Source organism: Pseudomonas sp. RGM 3321 (genome assembly GCF_022836805.1).
GTDB lineage: Bacteria > Pseudomonadota > Gammaproteobacteria > Pseudomonadales > Pseudomonadaceae > Aquipseudomonas.
Map to the genome: position 1 here is coordinate 62,937 of NZ_JALHBH010000100.1, position 22,316 is coordinate 85,252.

General features: G+C 59.9%; 22 protein-coding genes. 6 read left to right on the forward strand and 16 right to left on the reverse strand.

All coding sequences use genetic code 11. From position 1 onward, the window contains the following. Positions 1-37 precede the first annotated feature (37 nt). From RGM3321_RS08260 to murJ, 5 genes are all read right to left on the reverse strand, one after another. Positions 38-514, reverse strand: a complete 477-nt coding sequence (locus RGM3321_RS08260) for a peptidylprolyl isomerase (protein ID WP_002551981.1) — start codon at positions 512-514, stop codon at positions 38-40. Further along, a complete protein-coding gene (lspA, locus tag RGM3321_RS08265) occupies positions 507-1,013 on the reverse strand; it encodes a signal peptidase II (protein ID WP_004667306.1) in 507 nt (168 codons plus the stop codon). The genes RGM3321_RS08260 and lspA overlap by 8 nt, the downstream gene beginning before the upstream one ends. Further along, a complete protein-coding gene (gene ileS, locus RGM3321_RS08270) occupies positions 1,006-3,837 on the reverse strand; it encodes an isoleucine--tRNA ligase (RefSeq protein ID WP_244392518.1) in 2,832 nt (943 codons plus the stop codon). Before ileS ends, lspA begins: the two co-directional genes overlap by 8 nt. A gap of 20 nt (positions 3,838-3,857) precedes the next feature. Further along, positions 3,858-4,784 carry a bifunctional riboflavin kinase/FAD synthetase gene (gene ribF, locus RGM3321_RS08275; protein WP_004659638.1) on the reverse strand — a complete coding sequence of 309 codons (927 nt, stop codon included), beginning with the start codon at positions 4,782-4,784 and terminating at the stop codon, positions 3,858-3,860. A 122-nt stretch (positions 4,785-4,906) separates the two neighbouring features. Continuing rightward, positions 4,907-6,445 (reverse strand): murein biosynthesis integral membrane protein MurJ, encoded by a 1,539-nt coding sequence (gene murJ / locus RGM3321_RS08280; protein ID WP_244392520.1) that lies wholly within the window; start codon positions 6,443-6,445, stop codon positions 4,907-4,909. Positions 6,446-6,695: 250 nt separating this feature from the next. Here murJ and rpsT point away from each other — a divergent pair, with 250 nt between their 5' ends. Continuing rightward, positions 6,696-6,974, forward strand: coding sequence for a 30S ribosomal protein S20 (gene rpsT / locus RGM3321_RS08285; protein ID WP_003344603.1), 279 nt, complete (start codon positions 6,696-6,698; stop codon positions 6,972-6,974). Between the two features lie 103 nt (positions 6,975-7,077). Here rpsT and RGM3321_RS08290 read toward each other — a convergent pair whose 3' ends face one another. The 5 genes from RGM3321_RS08290 to rplU form a co-directional block, all read right to left on the reverse strand. Continuing rightward, a complete protein-coding gene (locus tag RGM3321_RS08290) occupies positions 7,078-7,548 on the reverse strand; it encodes a CreA family protein (protein ID WP_244392522.1) in 471 nt (156 codons plus the stop codon). Positions 7,549-7,575: 27 nt separating this feature from the next. Next, a complete protein-coding gene (proB, locus tag RGM3321_RS08295; protein WP_005746379.1) occupies positions 7,576-8,694 on the reverse strand; it encodes a glutamate 5-kinase in 1,119 nt (372 codons plus the stop codon). 89 nt (positions 8,695-8,783) lie between these two features. Continuing rightward, entirely contained in the window at positions 8,784-10,007 is a 1,224-nt protein-coding gene (gene cgtA, locus RGM3321_RS08300; RefSeq protein ID WP_002551973.1) for an Obg family GTPase CgtA, read from the reverse strand. Between the two features lie 216 nt (positions 10,008-10,223). Then, positions 10,224-10,499 (reverse strand): 50S ribosomal protein L27, encoded by a 276-nt coding sequence (rpmA, locus tag RGM3321_RS08305; RefSeq protein WP_002551972.1) that lies wholly within the window; start codon positions 10,497-10,499, stop codon positions 10,224-10,226. 32 nt (positions 10,500-10,531) lie between these two features. Further along, positions 10,532-10,843 (reverse strand): 50S ribosomal protein L21, encoded by a 312-nt coding sequence (rplU, locus tag RGM3321_RS08310; protein WP_002551971.1) that lies wholly within the window; start codon positions 10,841-10,843, stop codon positions 10,532-10,534. Positions 10,844-11,082: 239 nt separating this feature from the next. On the opposite strand from rplU, the gene RGM3321_RS08315 reads away from it, so the two are divergent. Further along, positions 11,083-12,051, forward strand: a complete 969-nt coding sequence (locus RGM3321_RS08315; RefSeq protein ID WP_244392523.1) for a polyprenyl synthetase family protein — start codon at positions 11,083-11,085, stop codon at positions 12,049-12,051. Positions 12,052-12,131: 80 nt separating this feature from the next. Here the strand turns inward: RGM3321_RS08315 and RGM3321_RS08320 are convergent, their stop codons facing one another. The 5 genes from RGM3321_RS08320 to selD all read right to left on the reverse strand — a co-directional run bounded on the left by RGM3321_RS08320 (position 12,132) and on the right by selD (position 16,805). Beyond that, the gene (locus tag RGM3321_RS08320) at positions 12,132-13,028 is read right to left on the reverse strand and encodes a LysR family transcriptional regulator (RefSeq protein WP_244392525.1); all 897 of its coding nucleotides are present in this window, start codon (positions 13,026-13,028) and stop codon (positions 12,132-12,134) included. A 58-nt stretch (positions 13,029-13,086) separates the two neighbouring features. Then, entirely contained in the window at positions 13,087-13,674 is a 588-nt protein-coding gene (locus tag RGM3321_RS08325; RefSeq protein ID WP_244392527.1) for an NAD(P)H-dependent oxidoreductase, read from the reverse strand. Between the two features lie 198 nt (positions 13,675-13,872). Then, positions 13,873-14,637 carry a sulfite exporter TauE/SafE family protein gene (locus RGM3321_RS08330; protein WP_244392529.1) on the reverse strand — a complete coding sequence of 255 codons (765 nt, stop codon included), beginning with the start codon at positions 14,635-14,637 and terminating at the stop codon, positions 13,873-13,875. A gap of 33 nt (positions 14,638-14,670) precedes the next feature. Next, positions 14,671-15,771: a tRNA 2-selenouridine(34) synthase MnmH gene (mnmH, locus tag RGM3321_RS08335; protein WP_244392531.1), complete on the reverse strand. Its 1,101-nt coding sequence runs from the start codon at positions 15,769-15,771 to the stop codon at positions 14,671-14,673. Further along, positions 15,771-16,805, reverse strand: coding sequence for a selenide, water dikinase SelD (gene selD / locus RGM3321_RS08340; RefSeq protein WP_244392533.1), 1,035 nt, complete (start codon positions 16,803-16,805; stop codon positions 15,771-15,773). Before selD ends, mnmH begins: the two co-directional genes overlap by 1 nt. A 235-nt stretch (positions 16,806-17,040) precedes the next feature. On the opposite strand from selD, the gene RGM3321_RS08345 reads away from it, so the two are divergent. Genes RGM3321_RS08345 through phnE form a run of 4 tightly spaced genes read left to right on the forward strand, consistent with a single transcriptional unit; the run spans position 17,041 to position 20,271 of the window. Continuing rightward, entirely contained in the window at positions 17,041-17,892 is an 852-nt protein-coding gene (locus tag RGM3321_RS08345; RefSeq protein WP_244392535.1) for a putative selenate ABC transporter substrate-binding protein, read from the forward strand. Then, a complete protein-coding gene (locus tag RGM3321_RS08350) occupies positions 17,889-18,686 on the forward strand; it encodes an ATP-binding cassette domain-containing protein (RefSeq protein ID WP_244392537.1) in 798 nt (265 codons plus the stop codon). The genes RGM3321_RS08345 and RGM3321_RS08350 overlap by 4 nt, the downstream gene beginning before the upstream one ends. Continuing rightward, positions 18,680-19,507 (forward strand): ABC transporter permease, encoded by an 828-nt coding sequence (locus RGM3321_RS08355; protein ID WP_244392539.1) that lies wholly within the window; start codon positions 18,680-18,682, stop codon positions 19,505-19,507. The genes RGM3321_RS08350 and RGM3321_RS08355 overlap by 7 nt, the downstream gene beginning before the upstream one ends. After that, positions 19,504-20,271: a phosphonate ABC transporter, permease protein PhnE gene (gene phnE / locus RGM3321_RS08360; RefSeq protein ID WP_244392541.1), complete on the forward strand. Its 768-nt coding sequence runs from the start codon at positions 19,504-19,506 to the stop codon at positions 20,269-20,271. Before RGM3321_RS08355 ends, phnE begins: the two co-directional genes overlap by 4 nt. Before the next feature lie 67 nt (positions 20,272-20,338). On the opposite strand, the gene ggt is transcribed toward phnE, so the two are convergent. After that, positions 20,339-22,066 (reverse strand): gamma-glutamyltransferase, encoded by a 1,728-nt coding sequence (ggt, locus tag RGM3321_RS08365; RefSeq protein WP_244392543.1) that lies wholly within the window; start codon positions 22,064-22,066, stop codon positions 20,339-20,341. Positions 22,067-22,316: the final 250 nt, after the last annotated feature.

Here is a 22,316-nt window from a genome sequence, read left to right on the forward strand (position 1 = left end):
GGGGCAGCCCGGTCTGGACAGGGCTTGATGGCGAAGGTCAGGAAGCCAGAATCGCCTTCACTTCGAAGATTTCCACTTCAAAGCTCAGAGTCTTGCCTGCCAGCGGGTGATTGAAGTCGATGGTGACCTGATCATCATCGAAAGCTTTCACCACGCCGGGCAACTCGGTATTGGCGGCGTCATTGAAGATCACCAGCAACCCTTCGGACAGTTCCATTCCGACAAACTGCGAGCGTGGCATGATCTGCACGTTTTGTGGGTTGGGCTGACCAAAGGCGTTTTCCGGCGGAATTTCCACGGTCTTTCGATCGCCCGCCTTGAAGCCGAAAATCGCCATTTCGAAACCGGGCAACAGGTTGCCGTCACCAACCTTGAACGTGGCCGGGGCCTTTTCGAAAGTGCTGTCGACGGTATCGCCGTTTTCCAGACGCAGGGCGAAGTGCAAGGTGACCTGCGTATTCTGACCGATGCGCAGCTCGCCAGACGAGCCTTGAGTCGACGACTGTTCAGTCATTGACGGTTTCTCCGGTTTTCTTGCTCTTGAACATATCCAGCGCCAGCATGATTGCGCCGACAGTGATCGCGCTATCGGCGACGTTGAACGCCGGGAAGTACCAGCGGTTCTGCCAGTGGACCAGAATGAAGTCGATCACATGGCCCAGCACGATACGATCGTAGAGGTTGCCCAGTGCGCCGCCAAGTACCAGCGCCAACGCAACGGCCAGCCATGTGTCGTCACGCCCCAGACGTTTGAGCCAGACGACCAGCACGGCACTTACCACAATAGCGATCAGGGCAAACAACCAGCGCTGCCAGCCGGCACCGTCTGCCAGAAAACTGAAGGCAGCACCGGTGTTATAGGCCAGGGTCCAGCTGAAGAAGTCCGGAATCACAATGATCTGTTGGTACAGGCTCAAAGCGTTCTCGAAGTAATACTTGCTGGCCTGGTCAATGACCAGAACCAGCACGCTCAACCACAGCCAGGCCAGACGGCCAAACGAGGTGTCAGGCATAGTGACGCACCTCGCCTGCACCGCTGATGTTGTCTACGCAACGGCCGCAGATTTCCGGATGCTCAGGGTTTACACCCACATCCTCGCGGTGGTGCCAGCAACGGGCACACTTGGCGTGGCTGGACTTGAGCACTTTGAGTTTCAGGCCCGCGACCTCGGTAACCACCGCATCAGCCGGAGCCGACACCAAAGGAGCCACGCTGGCCGTCGAGGTGATCAGTACGAAGCGCAGTTCGTTGCTCAGCTTCGACAGGTCGGCGACCAGCGAATCTTCAGCGTACAAGGTCACTTCGGCCTGCAGGTTGCCGCCAATCGCCTTGGCCGCGCGCAGGTTTTCCATTTCCTTGTTGACCGAGGTCTTCACCGCCATGATCCGCTCCCAGTAGGCGCGGTCCATGTCGAAGTCGGCAGGCATTTCGGTCAGGCCTTCGTACCAGGTGTTGAGCATCACCGATTCGTTGCGCTCGCCCGGCAGGAACTGCCACAGCTCGTCGGCAGTGAACGCCAGGATCGGCGCGATCCAGCGCACCAGCGCTTCGGAGATGTGGAACAGTGCGGTCTGGCAGGAACGACGCGCGGTGCTGTCGGCAGCCGTGGTGTACTGGCGATCCTTGATGATGTCCAGATAGAAACCACCCAGCTCCTGCACGCAGAAGTTGTGGATCTTCGAGTACACGTTCCAGAAGCGGTATTCGCCGTAATGCTCTTGCAGCTCGCGTTGCAGCAGCAGCGTGCGGTCTACAGCCCAACGGTCCAGCGCGAGCATTTCTTCAGCCGGCAGGATATCGGTTGCCGGGTTGAAGCCCGACAGGTTGGAGAGCAGAAAGCGCGCAGTGTTGCGGATACGACGGTAAGCATCGGCGCTGCGCTGCAGGATCTGGTCGGAAACCGCCATTTCGCCCGAATAGTCAGTCGCCGATACCCACAGGCGCATGATGTCCGCGCCCAGCGAGTCGTTGACCTTCTGCGGTGCTACCACGTTGTTCAACGACTTGGACATCTTGCGGCCGTTCTCGTCGACCACAAACCCGTGGGTCAGCAGCTCGCGATATGGTGCGTGGTCGTCCAGCATGCAACCGGTCAGCAGCGACGAGTGGAACCATCCACGGTGCTGGTCGGAGCCTTCCAGATACAGATCGGCACGTGGACCGCTTTCATGGCCCATCGGATGCGAACCGCGCAATACGTGCCAGTGCGTGGTGCCCGAGTCGAACCAGACGTCCAGGGTGTCGGAGATCTTGTCGTACTTGGCAGCCTCGTCACCCAGCAGTTCGCTGGCGTCCAGCTTGAACCAGGCTTCGATACCCTCTTTCTCGACGCGCAGAGCCACTTCTTCCATCAGCTCGACGGTGCGTGGGTGCAGGTCGCCGCTTTCCTTGTGCAGGAAGAACGGAATCGGCACGCCCCAGTTGCGCTGACGCGAGATGCACCAGTCAGGACGGTTGGCGATCATCGAGTGCAGGCGCGCCTGGCCCCAGGCCGGAACGAACTCAGTGTCTTCGATGGCCTTGACCGCACGCTTGCGCAGGGTCTCGCCGCTCTCAGGCTGCTTGTCCATGCCCACGAACCACTGCGCGGTGGCGCGGTAGATCAGCGGCGATTTGTGGCGCCAGCAGTGCATGTAGCTATGGCTGATGGTTTCGGTGTCCATCAGGCTGCCGACTTCGACCAGCTTGTCGATGATGTTCTGGTTGGCCTTGAAGATGAACTGGCCACCGAAGAACTCCAGCGATTCGACATACACGCCGTTGCTCTGCACCGGGCTGATGATGTCGTCGTTGCTCAGGCCGTACTGCTTGCAGATATTGAAGTCGTCTACGCCATAGGCAGGCGAGCAGTGAACGATACCGGTGCCGGCCCCCAGCTCGACGTAGTCAGCCAGATAGACGGGCGACAGGCGGTCGTAGAACGGATGGCGGAAGTTGATCAGTTCCAGCGCCTGACCGGTGGTGGTCGCGACGACGGTGCCTTCCAGTTTGTAACGGGCCAGACAGCTTTCGACCAGTTCGGCGGCCAGTACCAGCAGTTTGTCGCCGACATCGACCAGCGCGTATTCGAATTCAGGGTGGACGTTCAGCGCCTGGTTGGCGGGGATGGTCCACGGAGTGGTGGTCCAGATCACGATGGAGGCAGGTTTACCCAGCGAAGGCACGCCGAACGCGGCTGCCAGTTTCGCTTCGTCGGCGACCGGGAACGCGACGTCGATAGTCGAGGACTTCTTGTCCTGATACTCGACTTCGGCTTCAGCCAGTGCCGAGCCGCAATCGAAACACCAGTTGACCGGCTTGAGGCCCTTGAAGACGAAACCGCCCTTGACCATCTCGGCCAGCGCGCGGATTTCCCCGGCTTCGTTGGCGAAGTTCATGGTCAGGTACGGATTGCTCCAGTCACCCAGCACGCCCAGGCGGATGAACTCGGACTTCTGGCCTTCGATCTGCTCGGACGCATAGGCGCGGCACAGCTCACGCGTACGATCTGCGGAGAGGTTCTTGCCGTGGGTCACTTCAACCTTGTGCTCGATCGGCAGACCGTGGCAGTCCCAACCCGGCACATACGGGGCATCGAAGCCCGCCAGGGTCTTGGAACGCAGGATCATGTCCTTGAGAATCTTGTTGACCGCATGACCGATGTGAATATTGCCGTTGGCGTACGGAGGACCGTCGTGCAGGACGAACTTGGGACGATCCTTGCCAATCTCGCGCAGCTTCTGGTACAGGCCAATGCTGTCCCAGCGCTGCAGAGTTTGCGGCTCGCGCTGGGGCAGGCCGGCCTTCATAGGGAAGGCGGTGTCCGGAAGATTTAGCGTGGCTTTATAGTCAGTCATTTCAGGCTCTTGTTTAGCGGTTAGCCATGCCAATGGGCACGGGCGGCGGCGACGTCCGCATTGATCGCCGTCTTGAGCGCCTCCAGTGAGGCGAAACGCTGCTCATCACGCAGCTTGTGGTGGAAAGCCACCGTCAAACGCCGGTCGTAAAGGTCGCCGGCAAAATCCAGAAGGTGCACCTCAAGGTGGGCACTGCCATCACCCGCTACCGTCGGGCGCACACCGATGTTGGCGACCCCCGGCCAGGTTTTGCCATCGATTTCCGTGCTGACCAGGTAAACCCCGCTCAACGGCACACGACGACGCTTGAGTTGCACATTGGCGGTGGGCGTACCCAATTGACGCGCCAGCTTCTGACCATGCAATACCCGTCCAGTGATCTGGAACGGACGACCAAGCATGCGTTCGGCCAGGGCAAAATCCGACGCAGCCAAGGCCTTGCGTACCTTGGTACTGCTGACCCGGATGCCATCTATTTCAACGGTCTGCGCCGCTTCTACAGTAAATCCATACGTCGTGCCGGCCTGTTGCAGGAAGTCAAAATCGCCGACCCGGTCAAAACCGAAGCGAAAATCGTCGCCCACTTCGAGGTGTTGGACGCCGAGGCCGTCGATCAGCACGGTTTCGACGAAACTCGCCGCACTGAGCTTGCACAGCCGCTGATTGAAGGACAGGCAAAGTACCCGGTCAACGCCTTCGGCACTCAGCAGCTCGAGCTTGTCACGCAGGCGGGCCAGACGTGCCGGAGCGGTCTCGGGAGCAAAGAACTCACGCGGCTGCGGCTCGAAAATCACCACACAGCTGGGCACACCCAATTCAACGGCACGCTCGCGCAGACGCGCCAGGATAGCCTGGTGGCCGCGGTGAACGCCGTCGAAATTGCCAATCGTGGCGACGCAGCCCCGATGTTCGGGGCGCAGGTTGTGAAGGCCTCTAACCAGCTGCATAACGCACTTCTTGCTCATAAAGTGGCCGATTATAACCACACACGGCCGTGGACGACAGGCAACACACCAAGACCGGATGAAGGTTCTTGGCGTGCCCCCGGAAAACAACGATCAAACCGGGCCTACATAATGGCCTTGCGGGCGAAATCCCTCAGGCGAAAACCCAGCAACAGAAGCATGGCGAAGTAAGTCACGACACCCGCCGCAACCAGCGCACCCAGACGCAGAAAACGCTCCAGCATGTGACCTTCGTCCCACGCTGGCATGACGTGCATGAGCCCGAGCAGCACAGCCGACATCACCGCAACAGCGACCACCAGCTTCAACAAAAATACCGTCCAGCCAGGTTGCGGCTTAAACAGATCCTGTTTGCGCAACTGCCAGAACAGCAACCCGGCGTTGATACACGCCCCCACACTGATGGCCAGCGCCAGACCGGCATGCTGCAAGGGCACGATAAAGGCCAGGTTGAGCAACTGAGTCACTATGAGGGTGAAGATCGCGATTTTCACCGGGGTGCGGATATTTTGTTGGGCATAAAAGCCGGGGGCCAGCACCTTGATCAGGATGATCCCCAGCAAGCCGACCGAATAGGCAACCAGAGCACGCTGGGTCATGGCCGAATCAAGCGCATCGAATCTACCATACTGGAACAACGAAACGGTCAACGGCTCGGCGAGCAACCCCAGCGCCAGTGTGCAAGGCAGGACCAGCACGAAACACAACCGCAGCCCCCAGTCGAGAATCCGCGAATATTCCTGACGATCGCGCTGCGCGTAGGTTTTCGACAGGATCGGTAGCAGGATTGTACCCAGCGCAACACCCAGCACGCCGGAGGGTAATTCCATCAGACGGTCGGCGTAGTACATCCATGACACCGAACCGGCGACAAGGAACGAGGCAAATATCGTATTGATGATCAGAGAAATCTGACTGACAGAAACGCCAAGGATGGCGGGCAGCATCTGTTTCATTACGCGCCAGACGCCGGTATCACGCAGATTCAGGCGCGGCAGCACCAGCATGCCGATCTTTTTCAGGTGTGGCAGCTGGTAGAGCAGCTGCAACAGGCCGCCGACCAGCACCGCCCAGCCCAGCGCCATGACCGGAGGATCGAAGTACGGGGTCAGGAACAGCGCGAAGAAAATCATGCTGACATTGAGCAGCGTTGGTACGAACGCAGGCACCGAGAAACGGTTCCAGGTGTTGAGGATCGCCCCGGCCATCGATGACAGAGAGATCAGCAATATATAAGGAAAGGTCACCCGCAGCAGGTCCGAGGTCAGCGCAAACTTCTCCGGGGTGTCGACAAAGCCGGGGGCAGTGGCCCAGATCACCCAGGGCGCAAAGATCACCCCGAGCAGCGTCACCAGCGCCAGCGCCAGGGTCAGCAACCCGGTGACGTAGGCAACAAAGGTGCGAGTCGCCTCCTCCCCTTGCTGGCTCTTGTATTCAGCCAGAATAGGCACGAACGCCTGGGAAAAAGCGCCCTCTGCGAAAATCCGGCGCAGCAGATTGGGCAGTTTGAAGGCAATAAAGAACGCATCCGTGGCCATTCCGGCTCCGAAAGTGCGCGCGATGATAGTGTCGCGAACAAAGCCCAGAACCCGGGAAACCATGGTGATAGAGCTTACGGCGGCGAGTGACTTGAGTAGATTCATTGAAAGAGTTGTGCGCCTTGGCAAAGGATGGGCGATTAAGCCCGCCATTTATGCGATACTTCGCGCCGCAAAAACGCCCGAAGCAAAGGCCGCGAGTTTACAGGTCACAGGCCGGAAATAAATCCTCCGGTCAAATGTAGCAACCACTCAGCGGAACACATTAACTGCCCTTGACAAGACTTCAACTCATCGGCATGATTCGCGGCCTATTTTGTTTGCTATTTCACAAAGTCTTTCGAGGAGCTCGACGGTGGCCAACACACCTTCCGCCAAAAAACGTGCAAAACAGGCTGAGAAGCGTCGCAGCCACAACGCCAGCCTGCGTTCCATGGTTCGTACCTACATCAAGAATGTAGTTAAAGCCATCGACGCAAAAGACGCAGAAAAAGCGCAAGCCGCTTATGTTCTGGCTGTTCCTGTTATCGACCGTATGGCCGATAAAGGCATCATCCACAAGAACAAGGCTGCTCGCCATAAAGGTCGTCTGAACGGCCACATCAAGGCTCTGAGCCTTGCTGCTGCAGCCTAAGCGACCCGTTTGTTAAAAAACCGACCTCAGGGTCGGTTTTTTATTGCCTGCAGGAAAGTAGCGGGAAACATGAATGCGCGACGCGGCGCAGATCTGTGACGCATCAAGGCGCTGGAGCGGTCGACCAGGGCAGAATAGGGATTGCGGTCACGGCATTCTGCGGGCTGCCTTCGATGACCCGGTCGCTGTAGACCAGGTACACCAGCGCGTTGCGCTTCTTGTCGAAGAAACGCACCACCTGCATGGTCTTGAAGACCAGCGACGTACGCTCCTTGAACACCTCATCGCCATCCTTGAGGGCTTCCTTGAAGCGGATAGGCCCGACCTGACGACAGGCGATGGACGCCTCGGCACGGTCCTCGGCCAATCCCAGACCACCCCTCACGCCACCGGTCTTGGCGCGCGACAGGTAGCACGTCACGCCGTCGACCTTGGGATCGTCAAACGCCTCGACCACAATGCGGTCGTTTGGCCCGACCATCTTGAACACCGTCGACACCTGACCGATCTCTTCAGCCGAGACCAACGCCGGCATCAACAACGCGGCCGCCAATAAACCTTTCATGAAGCGCATCAAATAGTCCTTTTTTGCAGCCTCGAGTCAGACGAGGATCAGGTTGTCCCGATGAATCAGCTCAGGCTCGGCCATATAGCCCAGCTCGCGTACGATGGATTCGGAAGAGTGACCAATGATTTTCTGGGCTTCGATGGCACTGTAGTTGCTCAGCCCGCGAGCGATCTCGCGACCGTCCGGGGCGACGCATACCACCATCTCGCCACGCCGAAAGCTGCCCTGGACCAGCTTGACACCCACCGGCAGCAGGCTTTTCTGATCCTTTGCCAGCGCCGCAACAGCACCATCATCCAGCACTAGCGTGCCGCGAGTTTGCAGGTGCCCTGCCAGCCACTGCTTGCGCGCGGCGAGCATGCCGCGCTCGGGAGACAGCAATGTCCCCAAACGCTCGCCACCCTTGAGCCGCGCCAGCACACGCTCGATACGCCCACCGACAATGACGGTATGCGCACCGGAACGCGCCGCCAGACGCGCAGCGCGTAACTTGGTCTGCATACCGCCGCGTCCCAGCGCGCCGCCTGTACCACCAGCCACAGCATCCAGCGCGGGGTCATCGGCGCGCGCTTCGTAAATGAGCTGCGCATCGGGGTTGTTGCGCGGATCAGCGTCGAACATGCCGTCGCGATCAGTCAGGATGACCAGCAGATCGGCTTCGACCAGATTGGCAACCAGCGCCGCCAGCGTATCGTTGTCGCCGAAACGGATTTCGTCGGTGACCACTGTGTCGTTTTCGTTGATGACCGGCACAACCCCAAGCTCGACCAGCGTGCGCAGGGTGCTGCGGGCATTGAGGTAGCGCTTGCGGTCTGACAGGTCGTCGTGGGTCAGCAGAATTTGCGCGGTATGCCGGCCATGCTCGGCAAAACTCGATTCCCACGCTTGCACCAAGCCCATCTGACCGATGGCCGCAGCAGCCTGAAGCTCATGCATGGCACTGGGTCGGGCCGTCCAGCCAAGACGGCTCATACCGGCAGCCACCGCCCCGGAAGACACCAGCACCAGCTCGACACCCGCCTCATGCAGCGCCACCATCTGCTCCACCCAAACACCCATGGCGTTGCGATCCAGGCCCTTGCCATCCGCGGTCAGCAAGGCACTGCCAATCTTCACAACCCAGCGCTGGGCGCCCGTCACTTTGCTGCGCATCTTCTTCCAACCTTAGCCAGAGATTTTCAAATTCGGGATACAAAAACGCCGCTGACAATCGTAGCGGCGTTCAAGTTTACTTCAAGCGATCAGTCACGGACGTAAATGATTTCCGGACCATCTTCATCATCCACATCTTCTTCATCCCAATCATCGTCACCGATGTCGTGCACGCTCTTCACGCCACTGCGACGCAGTGCACGCTGATCGTCCAGCGCCTGCAACTGAGCACGGGCCTCGTCTTCGATGCGCTGATCCAGCTCGGCCAGCTCTTCAGCGTAGCCAGGCTCCTCGGCGATACGCTGGCTGCGCTCTTCGAGGTAACGCATGATGTCACGGGTCAGCTGCTCGGTGCCTTCTTTGGCAATGGCAGAGATCACGTAAACCGGGCCGGTCCACTCCAGACGATCGACGATTTCCTGCTTGCGCGCTTCCTGTTCTTCTTCAAGAATCTGATCGCACTTGTTCAGCACCAGCCAGCGATCACGCTCGGCCAGCGACGGGCTGAATTTTTCCAGCTCGTTGACGATCACTTCGGCGGCATCCGGAGCACTGCTTTCATCCAGCGGTGCCATATCGACGAGGTGCAACAGCAGGCGGGTACGCGCCAGATGCTTGAGGAAGCGAATCCCCAGACCAGCACCATCGGATGCACCCTCGATCAGGCCCGGAATGTCGGCCACCACAAAGCTCTTCCAGCGATCGACACTGACCACGCCCAGGTTTGGCACCAGCGTGGTAAATGGATAGTCGGCGACTTTTGGCTTGGCAGCGGATACCGAGCGAATGAAGGTGCTCTTGCCAGCGTTCGGCAAGCCCAGCAAACCAACGTCAGCCAGCACTTTCAGCTCAAGCTTGAGATCACGCTGATCACCCGGCTTACCCGGCGTGGTCTGACGCGGAGCGCGGTTGGTACTGGATTTGAATCGGGTGTTACCCAGACCGTGCCAGCCGCCTTGCGCGACCATCAGACGCTGACCGTCTTTAGTCAGGTCACCAATGATTTCCTGAGTAGTGGCGTCGATGATGGTGGTCCCGACCGGCACACGCAGCACCAGCTCTTCACCCTTGCGACCCGTGCAGTCTGCGCTTCCGCCATTGGAGCCGCGCTCGGCGTCGAAGTGACGGGTATAGCGGTAGTCGACCAGCGTATTCAGGTTGACGTCGGCGACCATGAAGATCGAGCCACCATCACCACCATCACCACCGTTCGGACCACCGTTTTCAATGAATTTTTCGCGACGGAAGCTCATGCAACCGTTGCCGCCGTCACCGGCTTTTACTCGAATGGATACTTCATCTACAAATTTCATAACGCACGCCTCCCGCCACAGGGACGAGCAGAACCACATAAATTACATAAGACTCTTGCAAAAATGAGCGTTGCGATACCGATCAGAAACCAGCGACCCCAAGGGTCAACATCACAACAGCCCGCACAAACAGTTTTGCAAGAGACTCACCTGCCTCTCTACCTCTACAAACAAAAAAGCCCCGTCGCAAGACAGGGCTTTTAAGCAACTGCGTGATTACGCTGCGGAGACTTCAGTCTTCGGAACGATGCTCACGTAGCGGCGACCGAAGGCGCCCTTGACCTGAAACTTGATCACGCCTTCCACTTTCGCGAACAGGGTGTGATCTTTACCCATGCCAACGCCGTAGCCAGCGTGGAATTGGGTACCGCGCTGACGCACGATGATGTTGCCAGGAATGATAGCCTGGCCGCCATACATCTTCACGCCAAGGCGTTTGGCTTCTGAGTCGCGCCCGTTACGGGTACTACCACCAGCTTTTTTGTGTGCCATGAGTCAATTCTCCAAATGAGGATTAGGCTGAATTAAGCCTGAATACCTGTGATTTTGATCTCGGTGTACCACTGGCGGTGGCCCATACGCTTCATGTGGTGCTTACGACGACGGAACTTGATGATACGAACCTTATCGTGACGACCTTGCGAAACCACTTCAGCCACAACGGTAGCGCCAGCAACAACTGGAGCACCGATGTTGACGTCGTCGCCATTGCCAACCAGCAGAACGCGGTCGAAAGTGACGGATTCGCCAGTAGCGATTTCCAGTTTTTCAATTTTCAGGTATTCACCTGGGGCGACTTTGTACTGCTTGCCACCGGTAACAATTACTGCGTACATGGTATTTCTCCGAAAATCCTGCTCACCCAGCTCTTTATAAGAAGAGTATCGGCTGGCATGGCTGCATGGGGCTGGAACGGCCCGTTTGCATTGCGTAAGGCAGGTGCTGCCCAGGAAAGTTAGGGTGCGCGATTGTACGCAAGGCATTCGTGTGTTGCAAGAGGCGGGTCGTCATACCTTGACACGCTCTACCTCGCGACCTAGCATGCGGCGCAACCTATCCGGAGCACGTGTCGCTGATGCAACCCCAAGCCTTCTATCGCGCGGTGGCGGACGACTTTAGTGCCGTTGACCTTATCATCAAAAAGCAACTGACGTCGCGCGTACCGCTGGTCTCGAAAATCGGTGATTACATTACGTCGGCAGGCGGCAAGCGTCTGCGTCCGTTGCTGGTACTGCTGTGTGGCAAGGCGCTGGGCCGCGAAGGCGATGACCTTCGCCTGCTGGCCGCCACCATCGAATTCCTCCACACCGCAACCCTGCTGCATGACGATGTCGTCGACATGTCCGGCATGCGTCGCGGTCGATCCACCGCCAACGCGCTGTGGGGCAATGCGCCCAGCGTGCTGGTGGGTGACTTCCTGTATTCGCGCTCGTTCGAAATGATGGTCGAACTGGGCTCGATGGAAGTCATGAGAATCCTGTCCAAGGCGACCCGTATCATTGCCGAAGGTGAAGTGCTGCAGTTGTCGAAGATTCGCGACGCCAGCACCACCGAAGAAACCTACATGGAAGTGATTCGCGGCAAGACAGCCATGCTGTTCGAAGCCTCGACTCACAGTGCCGCAGCCCTGTGCAACGCACCAGAGGTACAGAGCGAAGCGCTGCGCACCTTCGGCGACCACCTGGGCGTGGCTTTCCAGCTGGTCGATGACCTGCTGGACTACCGTGGCGATGCCGAAACCCTGGGCAAGAACGTCGGCGACGACCTTGCCGAAGGCAAACCGACCCTGCCACTGATCTACACCATGCGTGAAGGCAGCCCGGAGGAGGCCGCGCTGGTTCGTCAGGCGATCCAGAAAGGTGGCCTGGAAGATCTGGAAAGCATTCGCAATGCCGTGGAAAGCGCTGGAGCGCTGGACTACACCGCACAACTGGCCCGCGACTATGCCGCCCGCGCGATTGCCTGTCTGGACGCCCTGCCGCCCAGCGAGTACCGGGATGCACTGGTCGAGCTGAGCGAGTTTGCGGTCGCCCGCACACACTGACAGTCATCGCAATGAAAAGCCCGTCCAGCGTGACGGGCTTTTTATTACCTGCGCATAACGCCCATCACGCTCAAGCACCTTCAGTGCGTGTAGTCAGCAAGTTTCTCCTGCATGAAATCCAGAAAACACTGAATCCTCAACGCCAGTCGCGAATTGCGGTAGTACACGGCATGAATCGGCTGGCGATAGCCACTGTTGGCGTCTTTCAACAGACAGACCAGCCGTCCCTCGCGCAGGTCATCACGGGTCATGAAGTCGGAAAGACAGGCGATGCCCACGCCCTCCAGCACCAAATGTCGCAAGGTGTCACCGCTGGATGCCGAGATGGCAGGCCTGATGGACAGGTGATCGCCTTCAGCGTGGCGCAAGGGCCATTGATTAAGAAATTCTACGTGTGTGAAACCCACCAATACATGTTGCGCCAGGTCTTCTGCGGTTTTCGGGGTGCCGTGGCGTTGCAGGTAGGCCGGGCTGGCGACGATATTCAGCGGGCAACTGCCCAGCGAGCGGGCATGCAGGGTCGAGTCAGGCAGCTCACCGATTCGAATGGCGATATCGGTACTCTGCTCAAGCAGGTCGATGAACCAGTCATCGCTGTTGAGCTCCAGCTCGATGTGCGGATAACGCTGACGAAACTCTGCCACGTGCGGCACGACGGAATGCAGCATGAACGGTGACGCGGCGTTGATACGCAAGCGCCCGGCGGGTGTCTGCCTGGAGAAGGAGAGCCGTTCTTCGAGGCTTTCCATCTGCTCAAGGATGTGACGGGCACGCTCCAAAAAGAACTTGCCCTCCTCGGTCAGGCCCATGCGCCGCGTAGTGCGGTTGATCAGCGTGGTTTCCAGCTTGGCTTCCAGACGCGACAGGGTGCGGCTGACGCCTGAGGGCGTCTGGCCCATTTTCTCGGCTGCGGCGGAGATCGAACCGCTTTCGATAACCGAGACAAACACCTGTAACTCATCGGATCTGGCTTTCACTGTTGTCCCCTGCTCAACGCTCAGAGGATATTAGCGCCGTTCAGCGCAGAAGTTATGCTCACTGCGCAGCAAACACCGTGGCCAGATGAGCCTGGTAACGCTGCACATCCGCCTCGATATGCGGCATTTTCATCACGTCTACTGCCAGAAACGTCGGCAGCCCGGTCATGCCCAGAAACTCGTTGGCCTTGTGAAACGGGAAGTACACAGCATCGACACCTCTGGCTTCGAAGAAGTCGGACGGGTCGTCGAAGGCTTTCTGTGGCGCATTCCAGGTTGCCGAGATCATGTACTGTTTGCCCTGCAGCAAGCCGCCGCTGCCGTATGTCTGCGACGCATCCGAACGCGTACGGCCGTCATTGGCATACAGGCTGCCGTGGCCCTCGGTGAACACTTCATCGATGTATTTCTTCACTGTCCACGGCGCGCCCATCCACCAGCCAGGCATTTGCCAGACGATGACATCAGCCCAGAGAAACTTCTGCACTTCCTCGGCCACGTTGTAACCGCCGTCGATGAAGGTTTCCTTCACATCAAAACCGGCGCGGTCCATGAACGCTACGCCCGCCTCGTGCAGGGTCGCGTTGTAGCGACCATCGGAGTGCGCGAACTGCTTGCCGCCGTTGAGGAACAATACTTTTTTCATGGCTGATCTCTCGCTACCCGACCCCGGCCGTCTTGAGGCTGAGGTGGAGGTGATTAATGGATGAGCCGAGAGTAAAGAGATGCGCGCCTGTGAGTAAGACAGCGAAGGGCAAAATACTCTTGCTTCACAGTCACGAATGGCGTGAAGACTATTGAGCGAGATGCGTGAACTGATGAAGACAGCTTTACCCCATCAGGCTCAACCCTTTATCAGCAGATGCAGCCCCAACAGGCCCATGCCGATAAAGAACACGCGCTTGAACAGCACCGCACTGATTCGCTGGCGCAGCCATTGCCCCAGCAGCATGCCCAACAGGGCCGGAATCAGCGCCAACGTGGATGCGCCCAGTTCTGCGCCACCCAGCGCACCGTTCCACGACAAGCCCGCGGCCAACGCCAGCGTCGAAACGGTGAAGGACAAGCCCAGCGCCTGCACCAGTTGATTGCGCTCAAGCCCCAAAGCCTGCAAATAAGGCACTACGGGAATCACGAACACACCGGTGGCCGAAGCGATAACCCCGGTAATCAGGCCGCACAACGGCCCCAGCCAGCGCTCTTTGGCGGCCGCAACCTTGAAGGTCGGCAGCAACAGCCCGCTCAACGCGTAAAGAAACAGCGCACCGCCCAATGCTCGCGTCATCGAATGACTGCCGCTCATGCCAAGCCAGAAAGCCCCGGCCAGAGTACCGATGAGAATCATGCCCAGCATCAGCCATAGCCGCTTCAGCAGCGGTCGCAGGTTTCCGCCCGTCGCCAGTTGCCAGACGTTGGTGAATGTCGACGGGATGATCAGCAACGCCGTAGCCTGCGCCGGCAGCATGGCCAGCCCCAGCAACCCCATTGCCACCGTGGGCAAGCCCAGACCGATGACACCCTTGACCGTTCCGGCCAGCAGAAAGGTGCCGATCACCAGCGCCGAAAGGCCCCAGCCCAGCGTTTGATAGAAGTCGAGAATCGAGTGCATGGCGTCCCTTGCCAGATGGATAGAGGTCGAGGCTTAACGTTGCTCAGAGCGCTCGCGCAGATAGGCCAGCACTTGCGCTTGATCACCTGCGAATTCGATACGCGCCGCTTTGTGTTCGCGCTGGTAAGCGTACATCGGGTCGTAATATTCGCCGAGCAGCCCTTCGATCCAGCCGCGGTGCAGGTCAACCGCACCGCTACGCTGCTGTTCTTCCAGCGCCGCCTGCATCAGGTCCGACAGGCGCTGATGACGCTCGCCGCCCAGACGTTTGTGAATATTGTTCAGGCTTTGCAACAAACGCTCGGCGAACAGGCCAAAGCCCTGCTCTTCGCCCTTGACGGTGATGAACTCTGCGCAGAGGTTGATCACGTAGTCCTCGAGAATGCGCTCGACGCGGTTCTCGAAGCTGTCTTCCAGCCAGACCATCGGGCAGCCCAGCATCGCCTGGTGCAGTTCCAGCGGCACGTTGCAGCTGCCAACCAGACGGCTTTCATCTTCCACAACGAATTGCTCGATACCGGCTGCGCGCTTCTTGAGCAGGTCGATGGCCAGGCGGTTCTCGAAGTCGATCTGCGCCGGCTGCCCGGTGGCACGCTTGCCGAAGCTGGAGCCGCGGTGATTGGCGATGCCTTCCAGGTCCACGCTATTGCGCAGTTGCGTCAATACTTCGGTCTTGCCCGTGCCGGTCATCCCGCCGAGCACGACGATAGCGCATTCGCTCACCGCCTCGTGCAGGGTATCCAGCAGGAACGTACGCATCGCCTTGTAGCCGCCAAGAACGCGCGGGTAGTCGACCCCGGCATCCTTCAGCCAACGCTGTACGGTCTGCGAGCGCAGGCCGCCACGAAAGCAGTACAGATAGCCCTCCGGATTCGCCCTGGCGAACTCGATCCATGCGCTGACACGTTCGTCCTTGACCTGACCGCAGACCAATTGATGTCCGAGCTGGATAGCGGCGTCCTGGCCGTGTTGCTTGTAGCAGGTGCCGACCTTCTGCCGCTCGATGTCGTTCATCAGCGGCAGGTTGATCACGCCCGGAAACGCGCCCTTGGAAAACTCGACCGGAGCGCGAGCGTCCATCATCGGCACGTCATTGAGAAAAAGTGTGCGGTAGTCGCTGCTGTTGCCGGCCATCAGAACACCTCGACGGCGTGGGTCTGTCGCTCACGCAGGGTACCGATAGGGTTGAGCAGCAGGCCCAGTTCGGCAGCCACCGTCAGAAACTCCGCCTCACCTTCAGGGCTGACCGCGACCAGCAAGCCGCCGCTGGTCTGTGGGTCGCACAGCAGGTCGCGCTGGGCATCGCTCAGTGCGCCGATCCTGTCGCCGTAACTTTCAAAATTGCGCAATGTGCCGCCCGGCACACAGCCCTCGGCAATGTAATGCTCGACGCCGGGCAGGCGTGGTACAGCGGCGTAATCCAGACGAGCGGTCAAGCCTGCACCGTCAGCCATTTCAACCAGATGCCCGAGCAGACCGAAGCCGGTGACATCGGTCATTGCCAGCACCCCGGCCAGCTTGCCGAAGCGACTGCCCGGCTTGTTCAAGGTACACATCCAGTCGCGCGCCAGACCGATGTCTTCATCGCGCAACCTGGATTTTTTCTCGGCGGTGGTGAGGATGCCGATGCCCAAGGGCTTGGTCAGGTACAGCGTGCACCCCGCCTGGGCGGTGTCGTTGCGTTTCATGTGCTTTTTCTGCACCACACCAGTTACAGCCAGACCGAAGATCGGCTCCGGTGCATCGATGGAGTGCCCGCCAGCCAGCGGAATACCGGCAGCGTCGCAGACTGCACGGCCACCGCGAATGACTTCACGAGCGACCTCTGGCGGCAGCACGTTGACCGGCCAGCCGAGAATGGCGATGGCCATCAGCGGGTCGCCGCCCATCGCATAGATGTCGCTGATGGCATTGGTTGCGGCGATACGGCCGAAGTCGAACGGGTCATCGACGATGGGCATGAAGAAGTCAGTGGTCGAGACCACACCGCGTTCGTCATCCAGTGCATAGACCGCCGCGTCATCACGCGAGGCATTGCCGACCCAGAGCTTGGGGTCGAGGTTCTGAGCGCCGCTGCCAGTAAGGATCACGTCCAGCACCTTGGGGGAAATCTTGCAGCCACACCCTGCTCCGTGACTGTACTGGGTCAGGCGGATTGGCTCGTTCATCGCGACACTCTCGGTTACCGGGAAACAGGCTGCGGAGTCTAGGGGCTGTTCCCTTATCAGCGCAAACCGCATCGCCCGCCGGTTGTATCTCGGGGCCGAGAACCTGCTGAACTGGCCTTTCTCGCCATGCCTCTTATAATCCCCGCGCATCACCACCGAATTCTGTGAAGCGCCGCCTGCTGATGCACGCGGGCTTTGCCTCTTCCTTTTTCCGCTATTGAACCGGAGAACCTCCATGCTCAAGCGTACCCTGGCGCTCGCCGCCAGCCTTGCCCTGTCCTTCTCCGCGCTGACCAGCCATGCGGCCGACACCCTGCGCGTCTCGGCCATTCCCGATGAAGCGCCCACCGAATTGCTGCGCAAGTTCAAGCCGCTGGGTGCTTATCTGGAGCAACGCCTGGGCATGAAAGTCGAGTTCGTTCCGGTCGCGGATTACCCGGCAGTGGTCGAGGCGCTGGCCACTGACCGGCTCGACATGGCCTGGCTGGGCGGCTTCACCTTCGTTCAGGTCAACCTCAAGACCGGTAACGCCGTGCCGCTGGTACAGCGCGAGCAGGATGCGAAATTCACCAGCAAATTCATCACTTCCGACCCGGACGTAAAGACGCTCGCCGATCTCAAGGGCAAGACGTTTGCCTTTGGCTCGGTGTCGTCCACTTCCGGCAGCCTGATGCCGCGTTATTTCATGCTCAAGGAAAACATCAAGCCGGAAACGTTCTTCAGCCGCGTCGCCTATTCCGGCGCGCATGACGCGACCGCTGCCTGGGTTCAAGCGGGCAAGGTCGATGCGGGCGTGCTCAACGCCAGCGTCTGGGACAAACTGGTCGCCAGCGGCAAGGTCGACACCAATAAGGTTCACGTCTTCCAGACCACGCCGACGTATTTCGACTACAACTGGACCGTGCGCGGCAGCCTCGACCCGGCACTGGCAGCGAAGATCAAGCAGGCCTTCCTTGACCTTGACCCGGCCAACCCGGAGCAGAAGGCAATCCTCGATCTTCAAGCCGCCAGCCGCTTCATCGAGACCAAGCCAGAGAACTACAAAGGCATCGAAGAAGCCGCTCGCGCTGCCGACCTGCTGAAATGACCCTGCGTCTGTCCGGCATCGAGCTGCGCCACAGCGACGGCACACTGGCGTTGCGCGGTCTTGATCTGAACATCGCTCGTGGCGAGCGGGTTGCGATCATCGGGCCGTCGGGTGCGGGCAAGACAACGCTGCTCAACCTGCTGGCCAGCGCGTTGCCGCCCAGTGCCGGACAACTGGAAGTGCTGGGGGCTGATCCCTGGCAGCTCTCCAGCAAGCGCCGCCAGCGGTTGCGCAGCCGCATTGCGCTGGTCCATCAGGCACCGCCGTTACCCGCGCGCCAGCGGGTCATCACTGCGGTGTCGGCGGGCAAACTGGGTCAATGGGGGCTGGGCAAAAGCCTGCTGAACCTGCTGCATCCACTGGACGTTCCCGGCACCCGCGAAGTGCTGGCCCGTCTGGACCTTGCGGACAAACTGTTCGAGCGTTGCCAGCAGTTGTCTGGCGGGCAGCTACAACGCGTCGGCATTGCCCGTGCCTTGTATCAGGCACCTGAACTGCTGCTGGCCGACGAGCCGGTTTCGGCGATGGACCCGCGCCTCGCCGATCACACCCTTGCGCTGTTATGCCAGCACGCCATCGCGCACCAGGTGACGCTGGTCGCCAGCCTGCATGCGGTGGAGCTGGCGCTGGCGCATTTTCCGCGAATCATCGGGGTGCGCGACGGGCAAGTTCACTTCGACCTCGCCGCAAATGAGGTCGACCGGCAGCATCTCGACACCCTGTATGCCAATGAACAACTTAGCCCTCAGCCTGCCCCGGATGTGTCTGAAACACTCTGGACGCCGCGATGCTGACTCAGGATCAGCGCGACCCGGCAGCAACGCCACGCCTGTTGCTGACGCTGCTGGCTATCGCACTGCTCTGGCCGGGCATTCGGCTGGCCGAACTGAACCCGTTTGTATTGCTGCAAGCCGATAACGCCAGGACGATGGGCAGCTTTCTCGCTGGGTTCTGGCCTGTGGCGCACTCTGCGGAATTCCTCGGGCTGTTACTGGAGGCGACATTGCAAACGCTGGCTATCGCCACGGCCGGCATCGCCCTTGCTCTGCTGCTGGCTGTACCGGCAAGCCTGCTCGCCAGCAAGACGCTGTCCCTGTCGGCCGCCTCACGCGGCGGGCGTCCCGGCTGGCTCGGCCAATTCCTGCGCTGGCCGGTGCGCGGCACGTTGATCTTCCTGCGCAGCGTGCCGGAAATCGTCTGGGCGCTGCTGTTCGTGCGCGCGGTCGGCCTGGGCCCGACGGCGGGCGTGCTGGCCATCGCCATCACCTATGCAGGCATGCTCGGCAAGGTGTACGCGGAGATTTTCGAATCGGTGGACCAACGCCCGGCCCACGCGCTGCTCCAGGCTGGCAGCGGACGGCTGACCGCGCTGGCCTACGGCATCCTGCCCAATGCGGCAGCCGAACTGACTTCCTACACGGTGTACCGCTGGGAGTGCGCCGTGCGTGCATCGGTGGTCATGGGTTTCGTCGGCGCAGGCGGACTGGGTCAGCAGATCGACCTGTCGATGCGTATGTTTGCAGGCGATGAGGTGGCAAGCATGCTGCTGACCTTTCTGCTCCTGGTGCTGCTCGCCGATCAGCTCAGTCGCCTGTTGCGCAGGCGGTTCAAATGAAGCGCACGGGCAACCTGCTGCTGTTGCTGGCGATGGTTACGGCAGTGATCGCATCGTTTGTGTACCTCGGGCTGGACCTGTTCACCCTGGGCAGTCACGACAACCTGACGCAGATGGGCCGTTACGCACTGCGCTTCATGAGCCCGGACCTCAGCAGTGAGCATTTGCAGGCAATCGGCCAGGGCGCTCTGGAAACCTTGGCAATGTCTGCACTTGGCACGTTGCTGGCTGCCATTGCAGGTTTGTTGCTGGCATTGCCCGCTGCCGGTCGCCTGGGCTGGCCGTTGCGCAGCGTGAGCCGCATGCTGCTCAATGCACTGCGCGCCATTCCGGAACTGGTGTGGGCCGTGTTGATGGTGCTCGCCGCAGGTCTGGGACCCAACGCGGGTACTCTGGCGCTTGCACTGCACACCACTGGCGTGCTCGGCAGACTGTTTGCCGAAGCGCTGGAAAACACCGCGCCCGAGCCCGCCGCTGCCATTCGCCTGCAAGGCGGTAGTGCCTGGCAGGCATTCGGCTATGGCACCCTGCCCAACCTGTGGCCGCAGTTGCTGGCCTACACGCTGTACCGCTGGGAGAACAACATTCGCATGGCCAGCGTGCTGGGTTTTGTGGGCGCGGGCGGTCTGGGGCAGATGCTGTATGTCAGCCTCAGCCTGTTTCAGGAAGCGCAGGCCAGCACCGTGATTCTGGCGATGCTGATACTGGTGTTCGCCGTCGACGCCTTGAGCGGCTGGAGCAGACAGCGCTGGGTGCGTAACTGAGCAGACCTCAGAAAGCAAAACGCCACGGCCCTGAAACTCAGGGCCGTGGCGTGACTCGCAGCGTGACTCAGTAGCCCAGCGACAACCCGGTGTTGCGACGCGGGTCGTTGGCACCGTAGAAGCGGTTGTTACCGACCGGTTTGCCGCCCAGCGAAGGCGCGCCGACCAGAATCGCCGCCACATGATTGAGTGGCTGCGGACCGGCAAACTTGTGGCCCCAGCTCTCAAGAATCTTCAGCGTGTCGGGGCTGACCGCGAAGGTATCGATGTTGGTCGCCTCAGGCTGCCATTGCTGATGGAAACGCGGCGCGTCCACAGCTTCCTGAATGTTCATGCCATAGTCGATGACGTTGAGCATGGTCAGCAACGTCGCGGTAATGATGCGACTGCCGCCTGGCGTGCCGACAACCATCACGGCCTTGCCGTCCTTGGTGACGATGGTCGGGCTCATCGAAGACAGCGGCGTCTTGCCCGGCGCGATGGCGTTGGCTTCGCCCTGCACCAGACCGTACATGTTGGGTACGCCGACCTTGACGGTGAAGTCATCCATTTCGTCGTTGAGAATCACACCGGTCTTGCTGGCCATGACGCCCGCGCCGAACCAGTTGTTCAGGGTGTAGGTCACCGATACCGCATTGCCCCATTTGTCGACGATCGAATAATGGGTGGTGTTGCTGCCTTCGTGCGGTGCGACGCCCGGTTTGATCTTGTTCGAGTCGCCAGCCTTTTGCGGCTCGATGGCCTCACGCAGCTTGGCCGCGTACTTGACGTCCAGCAGGTGCTCGACCGGGTTCTTGACGAAGTCCGGGTCGCCCAGATAGCTGTTGCGGTCTACGTACGCATGACGCATGGCTTCGATCTGATAATGCATACCCTGCGCCGAGCGGAAGCCCAGCTCTTTCATCGGGTAGCCTTCGAGGATGTTGAGAATCTGGCAGATGACCACGCCACCGGAACTTGGAGGTGGCGCTGACACGACGTGGTAACCACGGTAGTCGCACTCGACCGGAGCCAGCTCGCGGGTCTTGTAATGGTCGAGGTCGGCTTGGGTGATGATGCCCTTGCCAGCCTGACTTGAATCGACCAGCGCCTTGGCGACCCAGCCTTTGTAGAAACCATCGCTGCCCTTGTCGGAGATTTCTTTAAGGGTCTTGGCCAGGTCTTTCTGCACCAGTTTCTGACCAACCTGCATCGGCTCGCCCTTGTCGAGGAAGATCGACCCGGAATCGGCCATGTCTGCCTTGAACACATCCGTGGCGCTCGACAGCATGTCGACGTCGCCCTGGCCCAGCACAAAGCCCTCCTCGGCGAGCTTGATCGCCGGGGCGATGACTTCTTCGCGTTTGCGGGTGCCGTACTTGCTCAGGGCCACTTCCATGCCGGACACGGTGCCCGGCACGCCAACGGCCAGATGACCTTTGGCACTGAGATCAGGAATGACCTTGCCGTCCTTGTCCAGGTACATGTTGGCCGTCGCGGCCAGAGGTGCCTTTTCGCGGAAGTCGAGGAAAGTCTTGCGCCCGTCCGCCAACTGAACGGTCATGAAGCCGCCGCCACCGAGGTTACCGGCCGCGGGGTAGACCACCGCCAGCGCGTAGCCAACCGCTACCGCCGCATCGACGGCGTTGCCGCCAGCCTTGAGTACATCGACTCCCACGTGGGTAGCCAGGTGCTGAGCCGTCACAACCATGCCGTTTTCGGCAGCAACCGGGGCTTGTGATGCAGCAAATGAAGGGGAATACGCGACAATCAGTGCCGTCGCGATCAGCGATCTGGTGAGGGGTTCGAACTTCATGATCGATCTCTTCTTTTTCTGGGTCAGGGACGTTTGATGATTAAAGCAGCGGCATTCCGAACAGGGACTTTGCGCTTCTCATCAAAGCGTACCGAGCATCCCTGCGCCGGCTTGACAGGGTCAAAGTAGCCGGTTCTGGCGCGTTTACCTAGTGTAAAAATCTGCATGACACTGGCGTGTCGCCTGTTTGGATAATGGCGTACTGCCCAACAGCGACTCACCAGTCACAAATGGGATAAGATCTCACCAC